General features: G+C 62.8%; 17 protein-coding genes and 1 pseudogene. 7 read left to right on the forward strand and 11 right to left on the reverse strand.

The features are described from left to right. Window positions 1–8 precede the first annotated feature (8 nt). Window positions 9–584, reverse strand: a complete 576-nt coding sequence (locus ACG873_RS11485) for a GNAT family N-acetyltransferase (RefSeq protein ID WP_394891843.1) — start codon at window positions 582–584, stop codon at window positions 9–11. Between the two features lie 68 nt (window positions 585–652). On the opposite strand from ACG873_RS11485, the gene ACG873_RS11490 reads away from it, so the two are divergent. From ACG873_RS11490 to ACG873_RS11500, 3 genes are all read left to right on the forward strand, one after another. Then, window positions 653–2,017 carry a DNA polymerase IV gene (locus tag ACG873_RS11490; RefSeq protein ID WP_394891845.1) on the forward strand — a complete coding sequence of 455 codons (1,365 nt, stop codon included), beginning with the start codon at window positions 653–655 and terminating at the stop codon, window positions 2,015–2,017. Between the two features lie 215 nt (window positions 2,018–2,232). After that, window positions 2,233–3,390 carry a hypothetical protein gene (locus ACG873_RS11495; protein WP_394891847.1) on the forward strand — a complete coding sequence of 386 codons (1,158 nt, stop codon included), beginning with the start codon at window positions 2,233–2,235 and terminating at the stop codon, window positions 3,388–3,390. After that, a complete protein-coding gene (locus tag ACG873_RS11500) occupies window positions 3,377–4,078 on the forward strand; it encodes a hypothetical protein (protein WP_394891848.1) in 702 nt (233 codons plus the stop codon). The genes ACG873_RS11495 and ACG873_RS11500 overlap by 14 nt, the downstream gene beginning before the upstream one ends. Here the strand turns inward: ACG873_RS11500 and ACG873_RS11505 are convergent. From ACG873_RS11505 to ACG873_RS11535, 7 genes and pseudogenes are all read right to left on the reverse strand, one after another. Next, window positions 4,023–4,430, reverse strand: a complete 408-nt coding sequence (locus tag ACG873_RS11505; RefSeq protein WP_394891849.1) for a GtrA family protein — start codon at window positions 4,428–4,430, stop codon at window positions 4,023–4,025. The genes ACG873_RS11500 and ACG873_RS11505 overlap by 56 nt on opposite strands. Before the next feature lie 7 nt (window positions 4,431–4,437). After that, window positions 4,438–5,130 carry a class I SAM-dependent methyltransferase gene (locus ACG873_RS11510; protein WP_394891850.1) on the reverse strand — a complete coding sequence of 231 codons (693 nt, stop codon included), beginning with the start codon at window positions 5,128–5,130 and terminating at the stop codon, window positions 4,438–4,440. Continuing rightward, window positions 5,130–6,146, reverse strand: a complete 1,017-nt coding sequence (locus ACG873_RS11515) for a glycosyltransferase family 2 protein (protein ID WP_394891851.1) — start codon at window positions 6,144–6,146, stop codon at window positions 5,130–5,132. The genes ACG873_RS11510 and ACG873_RS11515 overlap by 1 nt, the downstream gene beginning before the upstream one ends. Window positions 6,147–6,453: 307 nt before the next feature. Then, window positions 6,454–9,953 (reverse strand): annotated as a pseudogene (gene dnaE, locus ACG873_RS11520) (DNA polymerase III subunit alpha). Window positions 9,954–10,106: 153 nt separating this feature from the next. After that, a complete protein-coding gene (locus ACG873_RS11525; RefSeq protein ID WP_394891852.1) occupies window positions 10,107–10,775 on the reverse strand; it encodes an HAD hydrolase-like protein in 669 nt (222 codons plus the stop codon). Between the two features lies 1 nt (window position 10,776). Continuing rightward, on the reverse strand, window positions 10,777–12,789 hold the full coding sequence (locus tag ACG873_RS11530) for an acetyl-CoA carboxylase biotin carboxylase subunit (protein ID WP_394891853.1): 2,013 nt from the start codon (window positions 12,787–12,789) through the stop codon (window positions 10,777–10,779). A gap of 88 nt (window positions 12,790–12,877) precedes the next feature. Continuing rightward, complete coding sequence (locus ACG873_RS11535; protein WP_394891854.1) at window positions 12,878–13,312, reverse strand: ion channel; 435 nt, start codon at window positions 13,310–13,312, stop codon at window positions 12,878–12,880. Between the two features lie 120 nt (window positions 13,313–13,432). Between ACG873_RS11535 and ACG873_RS11540 the strand changes: the two genes are divergently transcribed. The 4 genes from ACG873_RS11540 to ACG873_RS11555 all read left to right on the forward strand — a co-directional run bounded on the left by ACG873_RS11540 (window position 13,433) and on the right by ACG873_RS11555 (window position 18,004). Beyond that, a complete protein-coding gene (locus tag ACG873_RS11540) occupies window positions 13,433–14,560 on the forward strand; it encodes an S-(hydroxymethyl)glutathione dehydrogenase/class III alcohol dehydrogenase (protein WP_394891855.1) in 1,128 nt (375 codons plus the stop codon). Window positions 14,561–14,605: 45 nt separating this feature from the next. After that, window positions 14,606–15,364, forward strand: coding sequence for a hypothetical protein (locus tag ACG873_RS11545; protein ID WP_394891856.1), 759 nt, complete (start codon window positions 14,606–14,608; stop codon window positions 15,362–15,364). Window positions 15,365–15,408: 44 nt separating this feature from the next. Beyond that, entirely contained in the window at window positions 15,409–16,431 is a 1,023-nt protein-coding gene (locus tag ACG873_RS11550; protein ID WP_394891858.1) for a methionine synthase, read from the forward strand. A gap of 616 nt (window positions 16,432–17,047) precedes the next feature. Continuing rightward, window positions 17,048–18,004, forward strand: coding sequence for a transglycosylase SLT domain-containing protein (locus tag ACG873_RS11555; RefSeq protein ID WP_394891860.1), 957 nt, complete (start codon window positions 17,048–17,050; stop codon window positions 18,002–18,004). A 199-nt stretch (window positions 18,005–18,203) separates the two neighbouring features. Here ACG873_RS11555 and ACG873_RS11560 read toward each other — a convergent pair whose 3' ends face one another. From ACG873_RS11560 to ACG873_RS11570, 3 genes are all read right to left on the reverse strand, one after another. Continuing rightward, window positions 18,204–18,476 carry a hypothetical protein gene (locus ACG873_RS11560; RefSeq protein ID WP_394891861.1) on the reverse strand — a complete coding sequence of 91 codons (273 nt, stop codon included), beginning with the start codon at window positions 18,474–18,476 and terminating at the stop codon, window positions 18,204–18,206. Between the two features lie 324 nt (window positions 18,477–18,800). Continuing rightward, a complete protein-coding gene (locus ACG873_RS11565; RefSeq protein ID WP_394891862.1) occupies window positions 18,801–19,529 on the reverse strand; it encodes a hypothetical protein in 729 nt (242 codons plus the stop codon). A 298-nt stretch (window positions 19,530–19,827) separates the two neighbouring features. Further along, window positions 19,828–23,646, reverse strand: coding sequence for a vitamin B12-dependent ribonucleotide reductase (locus ACG873_RS11570; protein WP_394891863.1), 3,819 nt, complete (start codon window positions 23,644–23,646; stop codon window positions 19,828–19,830). Window positions 23,647–23,775: the final 129 nt, after the last annotated feature.

The following is a 23,775-nucleotide window of genomic DNA, read 5'->3' on the forward strand; positions in this document are numbered from 1 at the left end:
GGCCTTAATCATAGGACGAGGCGCATCAGCGGCCGTCCGGCCTTGCGCTCGGCGAGCCGTTCGAAGCCGGCCTTTTCGAAGACGCGCGTCGAGCCTACGAACAGGCCGAGGGAGCGCGAATCCTTCGATTGGTCCATCGGGCAGGCTTCGAGGAAGCGCGCGTTGTTTTGCCTGGCGAAACCGACGCCCGCCGCGACCAGATGGTGGGTCAAACCTTTGCTCCGCGCGCTGTTGCGGATGAAGAAGCAGGAAATCGCCCAGACGGCCGGATCGGTGGCGTCGGCCGGATCGACCGGCGCGGAGCCCCTGCCCTTGTTGTTCCACTGCGGCACGTCGGCGCGCGGGCCGATCTGCATCCAGCCGCAGCCAATTCCGTCCTCGAAGGCGAGCAGGCCGGGCGGCGGGCCGGCTTCAATGCGGGTGCGGATGAAATCCTTGTTGCTGGCGTGGCTTGAGTCGCGCCGGGCGGCCGGCGGGAGGCGGAAATAGGTGCACCAGCAGCCGTAGCAGGCACCCTGCTTGCCGAACAGATCCTCGAAAGCTGGCCAGAGGTCGGGGGTGAGCGGGCGAATGTCGGGGACCATGAAGCACCTCCGCGGCCGCCGCCTTGCCGGCGGGCGTCAGCTATCCTACCATTTGCGATGTTCCGCATATGTTCGTAGCGATGACCCTTCCTGTCAACGATCCCATGCATGGTTTTTGCCGCGACTGCCTCGCCCCGCAGCCGCGAGCAACGACGCGCTGCGCAAGCTGCGGCAGCCCGCGGCTCGCCCGCCATCCGGAGCTCTATTCGCTGCAGATCGCTCATATCGACTGCGACGCCTTTTACGCGGCGGTGGAAAAGCGCGACAACCCGGCGCTGAAGGACAGGCCGGTGATCATAGGCGGGGGCAAGCGCGGCGTCGTCTCGACCTGCTGCTACATCGCCCGCATCCACGGCGTGCGCTCGGCCATGCCGATGTTCAAGGCGCTGGAGGCCTGCCCCGAGGCGGTGGTGGTGAAGCCGGACATGGAAAAATATGTCCGCGTCGGGCGGGAGGTGCGCGAAATGATGCTGGCGCTAACCCCGCTGGTCGAGCCGATCTCGATCGACGAGGCGTTCCTCGACCTCGCCGGCACCGCGCGGCTGCACGGCAGGCCGCCGGCGCTGGTGCTGGCCGGCTTTGCGGCGGCCGTCGAGAAAGAGATCGGCATCACCGTCTCGGCCGGGCTGTCCTACTGCAAGTTCCTGGCCAAGGTGGCGTCGGATTTTCGCAAGCCGCGCGGTTTTTCGATCATCGGCGAGGCCGAGGCCGTGGGTTTCCTGGCGGAGCAGCCGGTGACGCTGATCTGGGGCGTCGGCAAGGCGTTTGCGGCGACGCTGGAGCGCGACGGCATCCGTATGATCGGACAGTTGCAGCGGCTGGAGCGCGGCGAACTGATGCGGCGCTACGGCGCGATGGGCGACCGGCTTTTTCACCTGTCGCGCGGCATGGACGAGCGCCGCGTGCATCCCGAGCACGACGCCAAGAGCGTGTCGGCCGAGACGACGTTCGACACCGACCTTGCCTCGCCCGCCGACCTCGTGCCGATCCTCAGGGCGCTGTCCGAAAAAGTCTCGGCGCGGCTGAAGAAGGCGGGCATTGCCGGCCGCACCGTGGTGCTGAAGCTGAAGACGCAGGATTTCAAGCTGCGCACGCGCAACCGCCAGCTCGGCGATCCGACTAGGCTCGCCGACCGCATTTTCCAGACCGGGCTGCAACTGCTGGAGAAGGAGACCGACGGGACGAAATACCGGCTGCTCGGCATAGGCGTCAGCGACCTTTCCGGCTCGGAAAAGGCCGACCCGCCGGATCTGGTCGATGTGCAGTCGCGAAAACGCGCAATGGCCGAGGGCGCTATCGACGCGCTGCGCGAAAAATTCGGCGGGCGGGCGGTGGAGACGGGATACACATTCGGCCGGGGCCACCGCGGCCGCCTCGCGGGTCCGGAGGACGACGACGAGCCGGAGGTGCGGCATCCGTGGGAGAGGATTTGAGGTTTACAACAACATGGGAGGGGCGGCTCCAAATTGGATAAATGAAATCTCGGAATTATTTATCCTTTGATCCGCCCGCCCGACAGAGGCCTGTCGCTGGCCCACGTTTGCAATTTGGGTCAAGAAAAAGGAACGTTTTGAGCTCGCCAGCGTAACTTGTTGATTCCGGCGGTGAACGGCGCGCCGGCTACTCGATATGGGCAGAGGCAGACTTGGTGCTGGATGAGGTTGCGCGAGCGAACACGGGCCGCTCCACAGCGCTGGCGATCGCAGTGGTCCCGCTTTTCTTTGTCACCAGCGGAATTGTTATCCGCTATGCCGCGTTCACAGCGGTCTGGCCGGATCATAGCCTGCAGCCTTATGTTCAATCGCTGTGCAGGTGGGATTGCTCCTGGTATGTGGGCATTTCCGAGAAAGGCTACGAAGGCTTTCCGATCCCCGGCGCGAGCAATGTCGGGCGTTGGGGCTTTTTTCCGCTCTATCCGATGCTGGTTGCGGGGCTCAGGGCTGTTTTCCCGTTTCCCACCGCTATCGTCGCAATCGCCACGTCCATCGCATTGAGCTACGCCTCCTGCCTGGTATCGTGGCAGTTGCTCGACAGGAACATGCGCGCTTATGTGCTTTATTGCGCCTTCCTGCTCAGCGGCCCGTTCTCCTTCTATTTCACCACCTTCCTCTCGGAGCCTCTATTTGTGCTCCTGACATCGTGCGTCTTTCTGGCGCTAAAACGCTCCAGCTACCTAGCGGCAGGCTTTTTCTCCGCGCTGTTGTCGGCCACGCGTCTGGTCGGGGTCTTCGTCGTGTTCGCAACAGTGATCCAGATGTTCCAAGAGCATCGGATGCGGGGCGGATCGGTCCTGTCCTTCCCTCGCCGGGTGCTGTCGCGGCCGGACCTCCTCGTCGCCATCCTCGTCTCGCCCGCCGGCCTCTTTGCCTATATGCTGTATCTCTATCTCACCGTCGGGGACGGCTTCGCCTTCGTTCACGTGCAGCGCGCCTTCGGGCGGGTGACGGGCAATCCGCTCCAGTTCCTGTGGGACGCATTCTCGGCCACGCCGACGACGGGATGGCTGCCGACCTCGCCTCAGTGGAGCGCGTTCGCCTGCGTCGCCGGGCTGGCGCTCTCTGCCGTCCTGGCGTTTCGCAGACAGTATAGCGCGGCGTTTTTCTGCACGCTCGGCATTGTGCTGCCGCTACTGACGAACCTGGCGTCGATGGTGAGATATGTCGTGGGGCTGGCTCCGCTGATCGTGTTGTCCATGACCCTGCTGGCGGCATCCAGGCCCGTTTTTTATGCAGCCTTGGTCCTGCTGCCCGCCACCTGCTATTTCACCACGATCGCGTGGATGAGAGGCTATCTTGCCCTGGTCTAGTTTTCCGACGCCGCAGCGGCGCGCGATTTTCCTCGGCTTCTATGCGCTGGCGGCGTTGCTGGCCGGGGCCGAGATCGTCATCCTCGGCCTGGCTCTCAATCCGCGGGTCCATCCGGACTACCGCGCCTTCTATATCGACGAGACGACCACGTGCCTCAACCGCGATCGCATCGGCAGCTACAGCCTTGGCGAAACGATTTCATTCCTGCACCTGGGAAAACAGCGGGAGGGGATGAAACGCGCCGACAGCATGAAGGTGTGCGGCTGGACCGGGCCGACTGGCGACGGCACGTATTCCCTGGGCGAAACCTCGCGGCTTCGCGCGAAAATTCCGGAAATCCCCGGCGACCTGGCCGCCACGCTGGAGATGGCCCCGATGGTTCGCCCGCCGCAAATCACCCAGAGGGTGGTCATCTCGGTGAACGGCGCTCGCATGCATGAGACCATGCTTTCCGGCGAAACACCTCGCAAGGTCTCCTTCGTGATCCCGCAGGCGGTTCTCGCCGGTGCGGAAGCGCTCGACATGGCCTTCGACTATCCCGACTCGATCCGGCAGACGCCGGTTGCAAGCAACATCTACGACCGCGCGATCAAGCTGGTATCGTTCAGGCTGGACGTTGCCGATGGTGGTGCTACGGATCCGACTTCCGCTCCGCGAACACCCACCGGTGGAGTACCAGGAGATTGAGCACCGGGATCAAGATGCACGTGACCAGCAAAGGGACGATGCCCGGCAGGCCTAGCATGCCGGTCAGCAGCGCCGGCGTTATATAGGCCACCGCGAGCCCCGTCGCCGTCAGCAGCAGAAAGCGCGGAGCCTCCGTCCGATGCCGCCCGCTTGACACGAAGGTCACGAATTTGTGGGCGAGATAGGAAAACAGCGCAGCCGCCGCATATGCGGCGAGAGAGGCCTGGACGACGGTCAAGCCGACCCATTCCCGGTTCATGAACACGATGGCGAGTGCAGCATAAAGGGCCGTGGCTGCGATGCCGATCAGCCCGAAGCGCATCAGGAGCTTCGGTTCAAAGCCGGCGATCAAATGTTTCTCAGGCGCGGGCGCTACACGCATATTGCGCACCCAAGGGAAGAGCGGCGAGCGAGCGCTCCAGTTTTCTGGCCAGCCGGCCGCTCCGCGGCAAAAGCAGGAAATGCTCCGACTGGATTTCCCCGAATCCGGTTTCTCGAAAGAGCGCCTCGGTCATGGCGGCACGGAGCAGCACGGCGTCCTTGTCGAAAGGGCACCGCAGAACGGCGAGGCGCGTCAGCGGATTCCAGGGGTTATGCTCGATGATGCAGGCCACACCACCCGGCCGCAGAACGCGGCGTATTTCCCGTGCGAAGTCATGCCAAGCGTTCGGCGAGACGTGGTGGAGGACACAACTGGCGAAAACCAGGTCGAAGGTGCCTTCATCGTAGGGCAGTGCAGCGGACGTACAGACGCTGTAGTCGACGCCCGGATTGCTCCGGCGCGCGCGGAGAATCGATTCTTTCGAGACGTCGCAACCGTCCAGGCTCGCGAAAGCGCCCTCGAGATGGCGATGAAGCGAACCGACGCCGCAGCCAATGTCCAGCGCCCGCACGCCCGAGCCGCCCTCATCGAGACCGCGGTCGATGACCAAACGTCGCAACAGGTCGGCCTTTGCTTTCAGAAAGAAATCATGCCCCAGCCCGGAAAATCGGATCGATCCCTCAACCGCTTGCCCGTAACTGTCTCGGTACTCGTCGAACAGGCTGGCCATCAGCCGAGCTTCCGATCCTTGCTCAGCGAAAGAACTCTGCGGCTGTCATCGGCGACTGCAGTGGGGGTAGGCTCCTCGAACCCCGTGATACGCTCGACCACGTAGAGAGGCCGGCGTTTCACTTCGGCATGGATGCTGCCGACATAGAGCCCGACCACGCCAATCATGAAGAGATTGATGCCGGAGAGAAGCGAGACGGTCACTACGACAGATGTCCAGCCGGCAACAACCCCTGTCTCGAATATCCACGCGAACATCGCGTAAGCGCCAAACAGCATAGCAAGCGCTGAAATGCCCAATCCAGCCCAGAGCGCCATGTGCAGCGGCTTTTCCGAGAAGCTGACGATGCCGTGAACCGCAAGATGCATCATTTTCCAGAATGGGTATTTGGTCTGACCCACTGTTCGCGCAGGACGTTCAAACGGTACGGCGGCCTGCTTGAATCCCATCCAGCCGAACATACCCCTGACAAAACGATCATGTTCGGGCATCTGCTTGAAAGTTTCCACCGCCTTACGGCCCACCAGACGGAAGTCGCCGACATCGCGCGGAATGTGAACCGGCGTCATGCGCTCCAGCAACCGGTAGAAGAGACGCGCGGTGATGCGCTTGAACCAGGTTTCCCCTTGCCGGCTGACACGCCGCGCATACACGATCTCGAATCCTTCCTTCCACTTCGCCACCAGCTCCAGCACGACCTCCGGCGGGTCCTGAAGGTCGGCGTCCATCACGATGACGGCGTCACCCCTGGCGAGTTCCATGCCTGCGGTAATCGCGACTTGATGTCCAAAATTGCGGGAAAGCTCGACCAGCCGGAAACCCGGCTCAGCGACAATGACCTCCCGAAGGTAGTTGACGCTTCCGTCCCGGCTCCCGTCATCGATGAAGATCACCTCCGTCTCTCCATCCAGCCGGCGAAGCAGTAACTTTATCCGCCCGATCAGTCGAGGCAGCACCTCTTCCTCGTTGCAGATAGGAATCACGAGCGAGTATCGTGGGGGCGACGACACGTTCATCCGTTTGTTTGGTGCAGCCTGACAGTTGGCGCAACAGCAATGGAATATTCGCTAAAAAGTTCCAGGTATGTGTTCGGTCGATTGTTTCACTCGCCGTGGGGCTGGCGGATCATGATCGACAGGAACCGGTCACCTGCGGCCAAGCCCACGACCGCATGGGCAAAATATCGGCTATTACACGAACGGGGTCCGTCCTCGATCAGAAGTTGGCGGCGAACACAAGCCGACCATGATGTAGCAATTCTCGGCTATTCCGGACCATCAACGATATGCCTTGGTGAGTTCGGCACTGGGCTAAACCGCCCCCTCACACCAACTCCACCTCCACAACCCCCGGCACGGCGCGCATGGCTGACGCAATCTGGGGCGAGATGCGGTAGCGGTCGGGCAGGCCGATCTCGATCTCGCCCTGCCCTTCCGGCTTGATCACCACGACGCTGACTTGGCCGTCGCCCTTGACCGTCAATTGCGACTGCAGCGCCGGCACCGGGCGGTCGTCGCGGACGAAAATGCGCAGCGCCTTCTGGACGCGGCTCGCCTCGTCCTCCAGCGAATGCACGGTCTGAATGCGCAGATTGATGCCTTCCGGGCGGTCCTCGGCGGCGACGGTGATGACCACCGAGCGGCCGGCCTCCAGCAGGTCGCGATATTGCGCCAGCCCCTCCGAAAACAACACCGCCTCGTATTGGCCGGTGGTGTCGGAGAGCGCCACCACGCCCATCTTGTTGCCGGTGCGGGTCTTTCGCTCCTGCCTGGAGGTGACGGTGCCGGCGAGCCGGCCGGCGGAGGCACCGCGCTTCACGGCCAGCGAGAAATCGGCGTAGTTCTGCACCCGCATCCGCTCCAGCACCGCCTTGTACTCGTCGAGCGGATGGGCCGAGAGGTAGAAGCCGACGACCTGGAATTCGCGGTGCAGGCGGTCGGCGGGGAGCCACGCGTCGGCCGCGGGCAGGATGAGCGTCTCCGACTGGCCGGCGAGCGAGACGCCGAAAATGTCGGCCTGGCCGGATGCGGCGTTTTCCTGGGCGCGGGCGGCGAGGCCCATCATGCGCTCGACGCCCGCCATCATGGCAGCGCGCTCATGGCCGAAGCAATCGAGCGCACCGGCGGTGATCAGGCTTTCGAAGACGCGCTTGCCGACAATCTTCGGGTCGATGCGCTCGCAGAAATCGGCGAGGCTGGCGAAGGGCTTTTCGCGGCGCTTTTCGACAATGTGCTCGACCGCCGCCTCGCCGACGCCCTTCAAGGCCGCCAGCGCATAGAAGATGCGGTTTTCCTCGACCTCGAAATCGCCGAACGAGGTCATCACCGAGGGCGGCACGACGTCTATGCCCATGCGCATCGCGTCCTGGCGGAAATCGGCCAGCTTGTCAGTGTTGCCCATGTCGAGCGTCATCGACGCGGCCAGGAACTCGACCGGATAATGCGCCTTCATGTAGGCGGTCTGATAGGAGACCACCGCATAGGCGGCGGCGTGCGACTTGTTGAAGCCGTAGTCGGCGAATTTTGCCAGGAGGTCGAAGATGAAGTCGGCCTGCGGCTTGGCCAGGCCTTTTTCCATCGCGCCTGAGACGAAGCGGGCGCGCTGCTGGTCCATCTCGGAGCGGATTTTTTTGCCCATGGCGCGGCGCAGCAGGTCGGCTTCGCCAAGCGAATATCCGGCAAGCTCCTGCGCGATCTGCATGACCTGTTCCTGGTAGACGATGACGCCCTGGGTTTCCTTGACCAGATGGTCGATCATCGGGTGGATGGAGGCGATCTCCTCCTCGCCATGCTTTCTGGCGTTGTAGGTCGGGATGTTCTCCATCGGGCCGGGGCGGTAGAGCGCCACCAGCGCGATGATGTCCTCGATGCGATCGGGCTTCATGCCGATCAGCGCCTTGCGCATGCCGGCCGATTCCACCTGGAAGATGCCGACCGTCTCGCCGCGCGACAGCATGGCGTAGGTCTTTTCGTCGTCGAGCGGGAGCTTTGCCAGGTCGATCTCGACGCCGCGGCGGCGCAGCATCTTCACCGTGGTTTCGAGCACGGTGAGCGTCTTCAGGCCCAAAAGTCGAACTTTACCAGGCCGGCATCCTCGACCAGCTTCATGTTGAACTGGGTGACCGGCATGTCGGAGCGCGGGTCGCGGTACATCGGCACCAGTTCCGACAGCGGCCGGTCACCGATGACGATGCCGGCGGCGTGGGTGGAGGCGTGGCGGTAGAGGCCTTCCAGCTTCTGCGCCATGTCGAGCAGGGTCTGGACGATCGGCTCCTTCTCCGCCTCCTCGGCGAAGCGCGGCTCGTTGGCGACCGCTTCGGCGAGTTTTACGGGATTGGCCGGGTTCTGCGGCACCATCTTGCAGAGGCGGTCGACCTGGCCGTAGGGCATTTGTAGTACGCGACCTACGTCGCGCAGGACTGCGCGCGCCTGCAGCGTGCCGAAGGTGATGATCTGGCCGACCTGATCGCGGCCGTATTTGCCCTGGACGTAGCGGATCACCTCCTCGCGGCGGTCCTGGCAGAAATCGATGTCGAAGTCGGGCATCGAGACGCGGTCGGGATTGAGGAACCGCTCGAACAGCAGCGAGAAGCGCAGCGGGTCGATGTCGGTGATGGTGAGCGCGTAGGCGACGAGCGAGCCGGCGCCCGAGCCGCGGCCTGGGCCGACGGGTATGCCTTGCGCCTTCGCCCATTTGATGAAGTCGGCGACGATGAGGAAGTAGCCGGGGAATTTCATGCGCTCGATGATGCCGAGCTCGAATTCCAGCCGCTCGCGGTACTGCTCCTCGGTGTAACCGGGCGTCAAACCCGCGGTCTCGAAGCGCATTGCAAGGCCCTCGCGGGCCTGGCGGCGCAGTTCGTCGGCCTCGGCCTTGAGTGCTGCGGTCGGGTCGGCTTCGTCGCCGCCGGTGAAGCGAGGCAGGATCGGCGCGCGCTTTTTCGGGTAGTAGGAGCAGCGCATGGCGATCTCGACCGTATTGTCGATCGCTTCAGGCAGATCGGCAAAAAGCTCCGCCATCTCCTTCTGGCTCTTCAAAAAATTGTCCGGCGATAGCCGCCGCCGCTCGTCCGATGCGATGACCGCACCCTCGGCGATGGCGATCAGCGCGTCATGCGCCTCATAGTCCTCGCGGGCGGGGAAAAACGCCTCGTTGGTGGCGACCAGCGGCAGAGCGAGACGGTAGGCGAGATCGACGGTCGCCGCCTCGAGTGCGCGGTCGTAGCCCGAGACGCGCTCGAGTTCGACATAGAGCCGGTCGGAAAACAGCGAGATCAGCGATTGCAGCCGGCTTTCGGCGAGATCGGCATGGCCGGCCTTGAGCGCCGAGCCGATCGGCCCGCGCGGGCCGCCGGTGAGGCAGATCAGCCCGTCCGACATGCCGGCCAGCCATTCGGTGGTGATCTGGACGGGCTCGCCGGGCGGCGTGTCGAGATAGGCGCGGCTGACCAGGCGCACCAGATTGCCGTAGCCGATCTCGGTCGCGGCGATGAGCACGACGGGATAGAGGTCCGGCCCCTGGCGGCGGTGGCCGTTGCCGCGCGAGGCTTCGCTGGTCTCGCCGACGAAAAGCAGGTCCGCCTGGCAGCCTATGATGGGCTGGATGCCTTCTTTGACAGTCTTCTGGGCGAATTCGAGCGCGCCGAACAGATTGTTGGTGTCGGTGATGGCGATGGCCGGTGCGCTGTCCTTGACGGCGTGGCCGACGATCTTGCCGATCGGCAGTGCGCCTTCGAGCAGCGAATAGGCGGAATGGACACGCAGATGAATGAACGCGCGGCTCGCCGGAGCCGGCGCTGCCGTCCTGGCCATCGCCTCCCGCATCAGCGGATCGCGTGGAAGTCTCTCATCCGCCATGGTTTTTTGCCGCTCGAAGGACTCAGGGAAAGGTGAGATGTATTGTCCGGGAACGCATCGCGCCAGTCCAGCCTGAATGGACGCCGGCCACAGGCTTTTGGATGGACCGGACATTTCAGATCACAACAGCGCGGCGATCGATCCCCGCAGCTCGGCCGGGCTGGCGATGATGCGGGCCGCGCCGGCGGTCTCGAGTTCCTGCCGGTCGCCATAGCCCCAGAGCACGCCGATGGCCAAGACGCCGTTGGCGTTGGCGCCGGCCACATCGTGCGAGCGGTCGCCGATCATCACGGTGCGGCGGGCGTCGAGAGCTTCGACGGCGAGTATATGGGAGATGAGTTCGGCCTTTACGGAGTTTTGGCCGTCCAGTTCGGAGCCGTGGACCACGCTGAAATAGCGGCGCAGATCGAAATGGTCGATGATTTCGCCGGCATAGGTCTTCAGCTTCGAGGTCGCGACCGCCAGGAAGAAGCTGTCGGCGACGAGTTCGGCCAACACATCCGGGATGCCTTCGATCAGCGTGTTCTCGAATTTGCCGATTGCCGAATAGCGCTCGCGGTAGAGCCGGACGGCTTCTCCGATCACCGCGGCGTCCTCGGTTTCGAGCAGCACGGCAAAGGAGGACTGGATCGGCGGGCCGATGCACCAGCGCAGATCATCCGCCGCAGGCGCGGTGCGGCCGAGCTTTTCCAGCGCATAGCCGAGCGACCGGGTGATGCCGACGAACGGGTCCGTCAGGGTTCCGTCGAGGTCGAAAAGAACGGCCTGGCGTCCCGGCGATGCGTCCATCCTATATAAACTCCATGATGACGGCGTCGACAGCCAGGCTGTCGCCTGGTTTTGCGTTTATCCTGGCGATGGTCAGGTCGCGCTCGGCGCGCAGCACGTTTTCCATCTTCATTGCCTCGACGACGGCCAGCATTTCGCCGGCCTTCACTTCCTGCGCCTCGGCGACGAGGATCGAGACGACCAGCCCGGGCATCGGACAGAGCAGCAGCTTCGATGTGTCCGGCGCAATCTTCGCCGGCATCAGCCGGTCGAGCTCGGCGGTGCGCGGGCGCATCACACGAGCCGTCGCCGCCATGCCCTTCCAGGCGATGCGGACACCGTTCTCGACCGGGCGTATCTGCGCCGTGACCTGCCGACCGCCGACCGTTCCGCGCCAGACCGGATCGCCTGGCCGCCAGTCCGACGCCACCGTCAGCGGAGCCCCCTCCTCCACCGAGATGTCGATCTCGATCGGGATCGACACCATGCCTTCTCCGAGCGCAATGCTCAGATATTCATTGCCGAGGCGGACCACCCAGTCGGGCTTCAGCGCCCCGGAATGCGGCGCCAGCCTGCCCGACAACCGATCGAGCCGGTCGCGGCGCAGAAGCTCGACGGCTGTCGCGACCGCCGCCAGCACCGCCTTCTCGCCGGTATCCGGAACGATCGCCGCAAAACCGTCCGGGTATTCCTCGGCGATGAATGCCGTCGAAATACGGCCCTCGCGCCAGCGCGGATGCCGCATCAGTGCGGCAAGGAACGGGATGTTGTGCTCGATGCCGTCGACGACGAATTCGTCGAGCGCCTCGGACATGGCATCGATGGCCTGCAGCCGGTCAGGCGCCCAGGTGCAGAGTTTTGCGATCATCGGATCGTAATGCATCGAAATCTCGGAGCCTTCGGTGACGCCGGTGTCGTTGCGAATGACGATTCCGCCGGTTCTCCCCTCCTCCGGCGGGCGGTAGCGCGTCAGGCGGCCGATGGACGGCAGGAAGTTGCGATAAGGGTCTTCGGCATAGAGCCGGCTTTCGACCGCCCAGCCGGTCATTTTCACGTCGCTTTGCCTGATCGCCAGCTTCTCGCCTGCTGCGATCCGGATCATCTGCTCGACCAGATCGACGCCGGTGACCAGCTCCGTCACCGGATGCTCGACCTGCAAACGCGTATTCATTTCAAGGAAATAGAAGTTTTTCTCCGCGTCGACGATGAACTCAACCGTGCCCGCGCTCTGATAGTCGACAGCCTTTGCCAGCGCGACCGACTGCTCGCCCATGGCCTTGCGCGTCCTCGCGTCGAGGAAGGGCGACGGCGCTTCCTCGACAACCTTCTGGTTGCGGCGCTGGATCGAGCATTCACGCTCGCCGAGATAGATGCAATTGCCGTGCGCATCGCCCAGAACCTGGATTTCGATGTGGCGCGGGTCGACGATGAACTTTTCTATGAAAACACGGTCGTCGCCGAACGAGCTCTTGGCTTCGTTTTTGGATGACTGGAAGCCGTCGCGCACCTCGCGCTTCGACCAGGCGATGCGCATGCCCTTGCCGCCGCCGCCGGCCGAGGCCTTGATCATGACGGGATAGCCGATCTCGCCAGCGATCTTTTCGGCATGGGCGGCGTCCTCGATGACGCCGAGAAAGCCCGGCACGGTGGAGACCTTGGCCCCGTTGGCAAACTTCTTCGATTCGATCTTGTCGCCCATGGCCCGGATCGCCTTGGGTTTCGGGCCGATGAAAACGATGCCCTCCGCTTCCAGCGCCTCGCAGAAGGACGCGCGCTCCGACAGGAAGCCATAGCCGGGGTGCACCGCTTCCGCGCCGGTCGTCTTGCAAGCTTCGATAATCTTCTCCGGCACAAGATAACTTTGCGATGCAGCCGCCGGCCCGATATGAACCGCCTCGTCGGCCATCTCGACATGGATCGCCTCGCGATCGGCGTCGGAATAGACGGCGACCGTGGCTATGCCCATTTTCTTCGCAGTCTTGATGACGCGGCAGGCGATCTCGCCGCGATTGGCGATCAGGATTTTCTTAAACATGCGAGCGGCGTCCCTCCCGGCGTAGCGCTCCGTTCTATGGGCTATCCGGGAATGTCTCAAGCGCCCGAAACGTCATGCTTCGCGCCGCTCAAAAATGCATGTCGCGCTCGAACGGGCCGAAGCGTATGCTGGAAGCGACCATATAGGCCGCCGACCAGCCGACTATGAGAAAGCCCGTGACGCCTTCCATTGCTGCGAGCAGGCGCCATTCCAGAGCCGGAGGGACATCGCCGAAGCCGATTGTCGCGAAGGAGGAAGTGGAGAAGTAGAACGCAGTTTCGAAATCGGGAAATGCGCCGATACCGATCATGCAGGCCGCCCAGACGGCGATCTCGACGCTCAGCAGCAGGAACAGGCCCATCGCCAGCAGGAACATCGCCATTAGCTTGGCCCAGCGCCGCTCTCGCACCGAACTGCGCTCGATGATCTTCGTCATCAGATGGGTGAGCCCGATGAGTCCTACCGCATGAACGAGGAAGGTAACCGCATTGAGTAGCGCCGCCATGAGGAGATTTGCCGCCATGCCGATGCATACTATGGCGACAGGGCCGCGGCTATGCCGAAAAGTAGGGGTTCGCGGCGCTTGATCGGCCGGTGAAAAGCTGAAAGTTTGCGGCCGAATTCGGGATGGAGGAACAAGACGATGAAAACACGCGCCGCTGTGGCCGTTGGGGCCGGAAAACCGCTGGAGATCATGGAAGTCGACCTGGAGGGGCCGCGCGACGGCGAGGTTCTGGTCGAGATCAAGGCGACCGGCATCTGCCACACCGATGAGTTCACGCTGTCGGGCGCGGACCCGGAAGGCATCTTTCCGGCGATTTTGGGCCATGAGGGCGCCGGCGTGGTGGTCGATGTCGGCCGCGGCGTGACAAGCCTGAAGAAGGGCGACCACGTCATCCCGCTCTACACGCCGGAATGCCGGCAATGCCCGTCCTGCCTGTCCAGGAAGACGAACCTCTGCACGGCCATCCGCGCGACCCAGGGCCAGGGCTTGATGCCGGACGGCACCAGCCGGTTTTCGGTCGGCGGCGAAAAGATCTTTCATTATATGGGCTGCTCGACCTTCTCCAACTTCACGGTCCTACCCGAAATCGCGCTTGCAAAAGTTAATCCCGACGCGCCCTTCGACAAGATCTGCTACATCGGCTGCGGCGTGACCACCGGCATCGGCGCGGTGATCAACACGGCCAAGGTCGAGATCGGCGCGACGGCGGTGGTGTTCGGGCTGGGCGGCATCGGGCTGAACGTCCTGCAGGGGCTGAAGCTCGCCGGCGCCGACATGATCATCGGCGTCGACATCAACAACGACCGCAAGGCATGGGGCGAACGCTTCGGCATGACGCATTTCGTCAATCCGAAGGAGATCGACGGCGATATCGTGCCTTACCTCGTCAACTTGACCAAGCGCGGCGCCGACCAGATCGGCGGGGCCGACTACACGTTCGACTGCACCGGCAACGTGAAGGTGATGCGCCAGGCGTTGGAGGCGAGCCATCGCGGCTGGGGCAAGTCCGTCGTCATCGGGGTCGCCGGCGCAGGCCAGGAGATCGCGACGCGGCCGTTCCAGCTTGTCACAGGGCGAACCTGGATGGGCACCGCATTCGGCGGCGCGCGCGGCCGCACCGACGTGCCGAAGATCGTCGACTGGTATATGGAAGGGAAGATCCAGATCGATCCGATGATCACCCACACAATGCCGCTCGACGACATCAACAAGGGTTTTGACTTGATGCACAAAGGCGAGAGCATCAGGAGCGTGGTCATCTACTGACGCCAGAACCCGGAGGCTTAGAGATGCGGATTTCCAGACTTTTTTTTGCCTGCCGTGCTGGCATCCGCGCTCCTGCTGGCGGCGTGCGGCGAGGAGCAGGCAGCCGATACCGCCCAGCAGACCGAGGAAGGCGCGCCCGAACAGCCTGAACCTGCACCCGGCACGGCCGAGGACGTTGGACGCGAACTGCGCGAAGCCGGCGAGGCGCTGCGCGAAGGGGCGGAGAATCTGGCCGAACAGGGCCGCGAAGCGTTGAAAGATGCCGGCCCGGCGCTGGAGCGCGCCGGCGAGATCGCCAGGGACATCGGCCAAAGCGTCGAGGAGATCATCAAGCAGGCGCAGGAGGACTTCGATAGCGCGGTCACTGAACTGGAGAAGCGGATCGACGAAGCAGCCGGTACGCCGGCCGCTCCGACCGGCGACCCCGGTGCCGTGCTGCCGCCGCCCGACCAGTTGAACGCCGACACCCGCGCCGCCGCGCGCGCACGCCCGGCCGGCATCGGCCCCGACTATGTCGGCGTGTGGGCGGCGGATGCCGCCTCCTGCGCGCGGATCGATGTCGAGCCGGTCCAGCTTTTCGCCGTTATCACGCCGACGACGATCCGCCGCTACGAAAGCGTCTGCAATTTCGCTGCCCAAGATATGAAGGACGGCGAAGCCACCGTGGATGCGTCCTGCATTGCCGAGGGCAATACCGAGGAGCGGCAGATCCGGTTCGCCATGCAGGACGAAAACGCCCTGCGCATTTCCACGCCTGGCGCCGACGGCGAGGTTCAGTTCGTTCGTTGCCACCTACGGCAATAGCCAGCTTCGCCACGCCGGACGGAGCGCATCGAGGGGAGAGAGCAATGTTGTTTCCACCGACGATCGCCGGCAGCCTGCCAAAACCGGGATGGCTGGCCGAGACCGAAAAACTGTGGCCGAAATGGAAGCTGGAGGGCGAAGAACTCGACAGCGCCAAGCGCGACGCGGCGCTGATCTGGATCAAGGAGCAGGAGGACGCGGGCATCGAGACCGTGTCGGATGGTGAGCAGTTCCGCACGCATTTCGTGCACGGCTTCCTCGAGACGGTGGAAGGCATAGACTGGACGCTGATGACCAAGATGGGCATCCGCAACAACCGCTACGAGGCGGATGTTCCGACGGTGACCGGCAAGCTGCGGCGTAGCGGCCCGGTGCATGGCGACCAGGCCGCGTTCTGCCGCGGGCACACGCAAAAGCGCCTGAAATTCACCCTGCCCGGCCCCATGACCATCTGCGATACGCTGGCCGACGCGCATTACGGCCGGCGGGCCGACATGGCGATGGCTTTTGCGGAAATTTTGAACGAGGAGGCGCTGGAACTCGAAGCGGCGGGCGTCGACGTGATCCAGTTCGACGAGCCGGCCTTCAATGTGTTTATGGCCGAGGTGAACGACTGGGGCATCGCCGCGCTGGAACGGGCTGCGCGAGGACTGCGCTGCGCGACGGCGGTGCATATCTGCTATGGCTACGGCATAGAGGCCAATCTGAAGTGGAAGGAGACGCTGGGCTCGGAATGGCGGCAATATGAGGCGATATTTCCCGCCATCAACGCGTCCTCAATCCGCCAGGTCTCGCTGGAATGCGCCAATTCGCGCGTGCCGATCTCGCTGATTTCGCTGCTGCCCGACAAGGAACTGCTGGTCGGCGTGATCGACGTGGCGTCGAACCTGGTCGAGACGCCCGAACAGGTGGCCGCGACCATCGGCGAAGCGCTGGGATATGCCGACGCCGAGCGCATCCAGCCCTGTACCAATTGCGGGATGGCGCCGCTGTCGCGCGATGTCGCTGCCGGAAAGCTGCGCGCGTTAGGCGCCGGCGCGGCGCTGGCCAGGAACCTTCAGCCGTAGAGCGTTACGGTTTCAGAACCGATGGCTATAGCAGGAGCACGCCAGGTGTTGGACGGAACGCAACGCCCGAATGGTCTTCCATGCCCCATAGTCCCATCCCCGCCGCAGAAAGCTTCGCCCGCTCGATGTGGCGCGAGCTAACCGAGGCGGGGACCGGCTGGGGTGCGGATATGGAATGAACCGAATCGCCGACGCCGAATGCGAATAGGCAGTGAACGTTCCGAGAAATGTTCTGCTCGCAACCGGGAATTTTCTCAAGCAATGCATCGATTATGCCGCGCCCGATAAATCATATTGTCGTAGATTGTAACCTGTTTCGCCGCACTGTGGCCATTGTACCGCCACGAACCATGACTACTTAGAGGGCGCACCGACCGTTCTTCTTGTCCTTTTCGACGTTGACGGCTCAACGTTGGAAATAGACCTGCTCCAAGGCAACTGGGCAGCGACAGGGAACGGGAGGGGGACCTTGGCGTCACTCCAAAAAACACGTGAATTCTTTGCTTGCGGGGGCGCTCTCCTTTCGGGGAGCGGACAGCCTCTGCCGAAAATGATCGCGGGGCTTTGCCTGGCGGCGACAGTGGCGATCTTACCACGACCACTCCATGCAGGGGCAATGCCCGCGGGAGTTACCGAGGCCGCGCTTTCCGCGGCCGTTCCATCTCCTTTGTTGGATTTCCCCTCTGCCGTTCCCGAGTTCGACATCATCGATCCGGACGCCACGGCTCCCCAACGCAAGGAAGTCAAGGGCACGCTGGCCGACGCCCTGAAGGGCACCGTCTCCATTCTTTCGGAAGGCGCGGAACAGATCGTCACCGGCCTGTCTGTGCATGAGTTCGGCGAGTACGAGGTGTCGCAGCACATCGCCAGCGAAATCCTGCGCGCCGCCACGGACACCCGATTTCCTGCCGACACCCTTTTCGCGATCGCCGAAAAGGAGTCGTCCTTCGACATCAACAACCGCCCGTCCAAGGGGTCGGCGCTCGGCCTCATGCAGTTCCTCGACCAGAGCTGGCTCGAGGCCGTGAAGAAGTACGGCGAGGAATTCGGCCTGGGCAAAGAAGCGGAGATGATCCTGACCCGCCCCGACGGCGAGCGCGAACACCATTACGTCGACGACGAGACCGAAGAGGACCGTATCCTTGAGCTCAGGCGCGATCCCTATTTGTCGGCGGTGCTTGCCGCCAAGAACCTGCTCGCGGCCAAGGAACGCATCGAAGCCCGCCTCGAGACGGCCATGGATGAGCGGGATCTTTACCTCCCCCATTTCCTTGGCACGAACGGCGCAGCAAAGCTCCTGTCGAGCGCCGAGGAGAAGCCCGATGCCAAGGCCAGCAAATTCTTCCCCAAGGCGGCGCGGTTCAACGGCTCGATGTTCAAGGCCAAGGGCAAGCAGCTCACCGTTGGCCAGTTTCACCAGCGCATGCGCTCCTTCATAGAAGCCCGCATCGGCAAATACAGCGATGTCGAAACCCGCGTGAAAGCGGCTGCCCTGGCGCCCTGGACGGCAGCCGACATCGAGAACCTCGTCTACGGTTTGGGCGAGCGGCTGGCGGGGGCGGTGCGGCGGTAAGAAAGCGCGCCGAAGAACGGCCGAAGTGCCGCACGAATTTACTCGGTCTGCGACACCGTCATCGCTGTGTTCGCGATGGTGATTTGCAGCCGTGGGGATGACGATCTCCCTTCTCCCCTTGAGGGAGAAGGTGGTGGCTTCTGCTGCCTAATGCCGAAATCCTGCGCTCAGAACTTCGCCCCAGCCGCCGTCGATCTTGCTACCCCCGCCCTAGCGATTTGCCATGAGCCTCAAACGTGCGATCGAGTGCGGATAGCTGTCGATAGAGTTCGTCCAGCATGTCATCCACGACATCCATCTTCTCGCTGGCCAGGGCAAAAATCTCCTGCGAGGCTCCCCGGACCTTGGGGTCCGAAACATCGCCCATGATCAGATCGATACCGTCATAACGATAGCGCGCGTGGGCGAGTGCATCTTTGATGTCGATCACCTGCTTGCGGAGTGGATCGAGCACATCTGCCAGATCGACCATTGCTGCATCTCCAAATGGCGGGCCTTTGCGTTAATTTATCACGGACCGCTCGTACAAGGGACCTCAGTCCTCACGATGCCATGGAAATGACCGCCTTGCTTCCTCCTTCGGCCCACCCATCCAATGTTTCGATCATCGCCGTCCGGAACATTCAGATGGAGCCACCTTCAGGCCGGCTTGCTTGATGATACTATTCAGCGTCCCCGGTGCAATTTCACGGCGGCCACTTTCGCCTCCAAGCACAGAAGGCGGAGAAAGACGTCCGCGCTAGGATGGCAATCGCGCGGACGACCTTTTCTTATATGAGACGGAGCGTCAGATTCCCTAGGAACGTCTTCTGCTAACTGCCTCCTCCACAATCAATCGCGCCCGAATAGCTTGCCAACGATCCGAAATTTCTTGACACGAAGCGGTTAAGAGCTTCCTGCGTTGGCGGAAACTGCTCGGCGCAGAAAACATCTTCTGCGCAAAAACGTCTACTACAAAACACAAATCTGAACGGGCCTCTCCCGAGCCTGGAAAGCTCACGTCCGCATACCAATGCAGAAGCGCTCCTTGCAGCGCAGCCGTTTCCGTAGTCAACGGCAGAGTTTTGGAGATGTAGGGTTTAATCAAACCAAACGCCATCTCCCTTTTTCCCGACTGAGGTAACTTGATTGAGTTTGTCGGTCTAATACTTACCGATACACCATTAAGAATAAGTTTTGGCTGACTGTCAGAAACGCAGATTAGTTTGCCGATGTCGGGCAATTTGGCGAAGCTCATTGTGCGACAGAGCTCGATTGCGTCATGGGCCGTAAGAAGTCTTTGTTCATCATGCGACGACGCTGGCTGACGAGACAGCAAGGCCGAATCGAGTTGTGACAATCGATTATCGTCCTTTCCTCGGCTCTCAATAAAATACATCATTGCCCGCTCGATCTCATTGTACCGAGTATCGATAAGGAAATTTTTGGGTTTAATAATATCCTCAATGATAGCTGTTCGCCGGGTGGAGCGGGCGAAGCAATATTCTACCAGTTTGTTAGCGCTAATTTGCGGTTCTGATTTCATGGAGGCTTAGCCTTTCGAGAGGCGTTTGAGTTGCACTAGACGCCACAGCCTTCTAGACTCCGATTGCCGAATCTCCCTATAGTTTCCCTTGTCAGAAGGAGGGGAGATCTAGGTCTCTTCGTCCCGCGTGGGCTTCGGCTCATTCGCGGTATCCAAAGCCGATCCGAGAGGGTCGGCTTTGGTGTTTAAGGGGCATCGCATAAAGATATCTTTATCTGTTTCTCTTTTGTTCCCTTTAGTATTTCGGCCCGATCTTGCGACCGGGCCGAATGTTTAAATCATTGATTTGTTTAGCTTCTCACGAGCACCCTGACGTCGCCCCGCATGTATCGCACTTCTCACAGGTCCCATTCCGCACCATCGTGAAGTTGTGGCACTCGGAGCATTCGTTGCCGGTGTAGCCCTGCATCAGCGATTGCTGGCGGCGCTGGGAGGCGAGTTTTTTCGCCTCGGCGGCGGCTTCGGCTGCCGTGTCGGTGAACAGCGCCGAGGCCGGCGAGGCTTCGTCCTCCACGGCTTCTTCCGTCAGTTCCCTCGCCCGTTCCTCATAGTCGCGCTTGAAGGCGGTCGCCCCTTCGCTGACCAGCGCGGGCTTGACCGCCAGGCCGGCATTGGCCGAGGCCGATGACAGCGCCCGCACATTGGAGCCGGAGAAGGCGACCGGGGCCGAACGCACCGGCTGGCCGGTTCCGCCCTGCCCGCCGGCAAAGCCCTTCGGGTCGGGGCCCGCAACGCCTTGGCCGGAGACGACCTTGAGCGGCGAGGCGCCGCGGGTCAGGCCCTTGGAAAAGGGCAAGGCCCGGCCTTCCGAAATGCCGCGGCCAAGTGCGGTCTTGTCGAAGTCGGACTGGTCGACATGGGCGAGGTCGTGGCGGTCGAGATAGGAGACGGCGAGCTCGCGGAACACGTAGTCGAGGATCGAGGTGGCGTTCTTGATCGCGTCGTTGCCCTGGACCATGCCGGCCGGCTCGAACTTGGTGAAGGTGAAGGCGTCGACATATTCGTCGAGCGGCACGCCGTATTGCAGGCCGATCGAGATGGCGATGGCGAAATTGTTCATCATCGCCCGGAAGGCCGCGCCCTCCTTGTGCATGTCGATGAATATCTCGCCGAGCCGGCCGTCGTCGAACTCGCCGGTCCTGAGATAGACCTTGTGGCCGCCGATCACCGCTTTCTGGGTGTAACCCTTGCGGCGGTTCGGTAGCTTTTCGCGGTCGCGCGAAACGCGCTCGATGATGCGCTCGACGATTTTCTCGGTGACGGTGACGGCGCGGGCGGCGGCCGGCGAGGTGATCAGTTCCTCGACGATGTCGTCCTCATCCTCCTCGTCGTCAGCGATCAGCGAGGCGTTGAGCGGCTGCGAAAGCTTCGAGCCGTCGCGGTAGAGCGCGTTGGCCTTGAGCGCCAGCTTCCACGATAGCATGTAGGCGCTCTTGCAATCCTCGACGGTCGCCTCGTTGGGCATGTTGATGGTTTTCGAGATCGCGCCCGAAATGAAGGGCTGGGCCGCCGCCATCATCTTGATGTGGCTCTCGACCGAGAGGTAGCGCTTGCCGATCTTGCCGCACGGATTGGCGCAGTCGAATACCGGCAGGTGCTCGTCCTTCAGGAAGGGCGCGCCCTCCAGCGTCATCGCTCCGCAGATGTGGATGTTGGCGGCCTCGATTTCTTTCCGGGAGAAGCCCAGTGCAGGCAGTATCTCGAAGGAGAAATCGTTGAGCTGCTCGTCGGTGAAGCCGAACGTCTCCTTCACCCAGTCGGCGCCGAGCGTCCACTGGTTGAAGACGAATTTGATGTCGAAGGCCTGGCCAAGCGCTGCATTGACCGCCGCGATCTTCTCGTCGGTAAAACCCTTGGCGCGCAGCGAGCCGGGATTGATGCCGGGAGCCTGGTTCAGATTGCCGTGGCCGACCGCGTAGGCCTCGATCTCGGCGATCTGCGCTTCGGTATAGCCGAGCGTGCGCAGGGCTTCCGGCACGGCGCGGTTGATGATCTTGAAATAGCCGCCGCCGGCGAGTTTTTTGAACTTCACCAATGCGAAGTCGGGCTCGATGCCGGTGGTGTCGCAGTCCATGACCAGGCCGATCGTGCCGGTCGGCGCGATCACGGTCGCCTGCGCATTGCGAAAACCGTGCTCCTCGCCGAGTTCGATGGCGCGGTCCCAGGCGGCGCGGGCGTGGCTGATCAGCTCGGCCTGCGGGCAATCGGAGGCGACCAGCGGCACCGGCGCGACGGAGAGCTTTTCGTAGCCGTCGCGGTCGCCATAGGCGGCGCGGCGGTGATTGCGCATGACGCGCAGCATGTTGTCGGCGTTGCGGTCGTAGTCGCGGAAGGCGCCGAGTTCGGACGCCATTTCGGCCGAGGTCGCATAGGCGACGCCGGTCATGATGGCGGTCAGCGCGCCGCCGATGGCGCGGCCCTCGGCCGAATCATAGGGGATGCCGGAGGTCATCAGGAGGCCGCCGATATTGGCGAAGCCGAGGCCGAGCGTCCGGTATTCATAGGAGAGCTTTGCGATCTCCTTGGACGGGAACTGCGCCATCATCACCGAGATTTCGAGCACGATGGTCCAGAGGCGCACGGTGTGCTCGTACGCCGCGATGTCGATGTTGCCGCCATGCTGGCGGTAGGGCAGAAGGTTGATGGAGGCCAGATTGCAGGCCGTATCGTCGAGGAACATGTATTCCGAGCACGGGTTCGACGCGCGGATCGCGCCGGCCGACGCGCAGGTGTGCCAGTCGTTCATCGTCGTGTTGAAGTGCAGGCCGGGATCGGCCGAGGCCCAGGCGGCGTGACCGATTTTTTCCCAGAGTTCCCGCGCGGGCAGCGTCTTCATGACCTTGCCGTCCTTGCGGGCAAGCAGGTTCCATTCGCCGTCATTCTCGACCGCGCGCAAAAAATCGTCCTTCAACGAGACCGAATTGTTGGAGTTCTGGCCCGAAACCGTGAGGTACGCCTCCGAATCCCAGTCGGTATCGTAGGTCTTGAAGTCTATTCGTGTGTAGCCCTGCTTGGCGAACTGGATGACGCGCTTGACGTAGTTCTCCGGCACCGAATTCCGCTTCGCCGCCTTGATCTCGCGCTTCAGCGCCGGGTTCTTCAGCGGATCGAAGCAATCGCCATTGTCGGCCTCGCAATTGATGCAGGCCTTCATGATGGCCGCGAGGTGCTGCTTGACGATTTTCGAGCCGGTGACGAGCGAGGCGACCTTCTGCTCCTCGTTGACCTTCCAGTCGATGTACGCCTCGATGTCGGGGTGGTCGACGTCGACGACCACCATCTTGGCGGCGCGGCGCGTGGTGCCGCCCGACTTGATCGCGCCCGCGGCGCGGTCGCCGATCTTCAGGAAGCTCATCAGGCCGGACGAGCGGCCGCCGCCGGAGAGCTTCTCGCCCTCGCCGCGCAGGTAGGAGAAATTGGAGCCGGTGCCGGAGCCGTATTTGAACAGGCGCGCCTCGCGCACCCACAGATCCATGATGCCGCCCTCGTTGACGAGGTCGTCGGCGACCGACTGGATGAAGCAGGCATGCGGCTGCGGGTGCTCGTAGGCCGATTTCGACTTGGTCAGCTTGCCGGTGAACGGATCGACGTAGAAATGCCCCTGGCCGGGGCCGTCGATGCCGTAGGCCCAGTGCAGGCCGGTGTTGAACCACTGCGGGGAGTTGGGCGCGACGCGCTGGGTGGCGAGCATGTAGGACAGTTCGTCCTTGAAGGCGCGGGCGTCGTCCTCGCTCTTGAAGTAGCCGCCCTTCCAGCCCCAGTAGGTCCAGGTGCCGGCGAGGCGGTCGAAAACCTGGCGGGCGTCGGTCTCGGAGCCGTAGCGATCCTTCTCCGGCAATTCGGCGAGTGCGGCCTCGTCTGGCACCGAGCGCCACAGGAAGGAGGGAACGTCGTTCTCCTCGACCTTCTTCAGGCGCGCCGGCACGCCGGCCTTGCGGAAATATTTTTGCGCCAGGATATCGGCGGCGACCTGCGAGAACTGCGCCGGCACGTCGATGTTGTCGAGGCGGAAGACGACGGAGCCGTCCGGATTCTTGATCTCCGAAAGCGCCTTGCGGAATTCGATGTCCGCGTAGGCCGATTGCCCGTCCCTGGTGAAACGCCGCTCGATGCGCATTGGTCCGTCCTCAGTCCCTATATATAGCACCTATCCACGGGAAACCCTCGCGGTTTCCGCATGAAGGCGCGTGTCCTTCAAATGCCGGCCTCTTGCGAGGCCGGAAGCTCGCGATCTCCGGCTTTCGCC

The sequence above is a fragment of the Allomesorhizobium aridi genome, assembly GCF_043769475.1.
Taxonomy (GTDB): domain Bacteria; phylum Pseudomonadota; class Alphaproteobacteria; order Rhizobiales; family Rhizobiaceae; genus Allomesorhizobium.

What these genes read in the sequence shown, in the direction of transcription:
- ACG873_RS11560 (WP_394891861.1), bottom strand. Translation starts at nt 18,476, where the DNA reads ATGGTCGATCTGGCAGATGTGCTCGATCCACTCCGCAAGCAGGTGATC.
- ACG873_RS11555 (WP_394891860.1), top strand. Translation starts at nt 17,048, where the DNA reads ATGCCCGCGGGAGTTACCGAGGCCGCGCTTTCCGCGGCCGTTCCATCT.
- ACG873_RS11510 (WP_394891850.1), bottom strand. Translation starts at nt 5,130, where the DNA reads ATGGCCAGCCTGTTCGACGAGTACCGAGACAGTTACGGGCAAGCGGTT.
- ACG873_RS11535 (WP_394891854.1), bottom strand. Translation starts at nt 13,312, where the DNA reads ATGGCGGCAAATCTCCTCATGGCGGCGCTACTCAATGCGGTTACCTTC.
- ACG873_RS11565 (WP_394891862.1), bottom strand. Translation starts at nt 19,529, where the DNA reads ATGAAATCAGAACCGCAAATTAGCGCTAACAAACTGGTAGAATATTGC.
- ACG873_RS11570 (WP_394891863.1), bottom strand. Translation starts at nt 23,646, where the DNA reads ATGCGCATCGAGCGGCGTTTCACCAGGGACGGGCAATCGGCCTACGCG.
- ACG873_RS11485 (WP_394891843.1), bottom strand. Translation starts at nt 584, where the DNA reads ATGGTCCCCGACATTCGCCCGCTCACCCCCGACCTCTGGCCAGCTTTC.
- ACG873_RS11525 (WP_394891852.1), bottom strand. Translation starts at nt 10,775, where the DNA reads ATGGACGCATCGCCGGGACGCCAGGCCGTTCTTTTCGACCTCGACGGA.
- ACG873_RS11490 (WP_394891845.1), top strand. Translation starts at nt 653, where the DNA reads ATGTTCGTAGCGATGACCCTTCCTGTCAACGATCCCATGCATGGTTTT.
- ACG873_RS11540 (WP_394891855.1), top strand. Translation starts at nt 13,433, where the DNA reads ATGAAAACACGCGCCGCTGTGGCCGTTGGGGCCGGAAAACCGCTGGAG.
- ACG873_RS11515 (WP_394891851.1), bottom strand. Translation starts at nt 6,146, where the DNA reads ATGAACGTGTCGTCGCCCCCACGATACTCGCTCGTGATTCCTATCTGC.
- ACG873_RS11530 (WP_394891853.1), bottom strand. Translation starts at nt 12,789, where the DNA reads ATGTTTAAGAAAATCCTGATCGCCAATCGCGGCGAGATCGCCTGCCGC.
- ACG873_RS11550 (WP_394891858.1), top strand. Translation starts at nt 15,409, where the DNA reads ATGTTGTTTCCACCGACGATCGCCGGCAGCCTGCCAAAACCGGGATGG.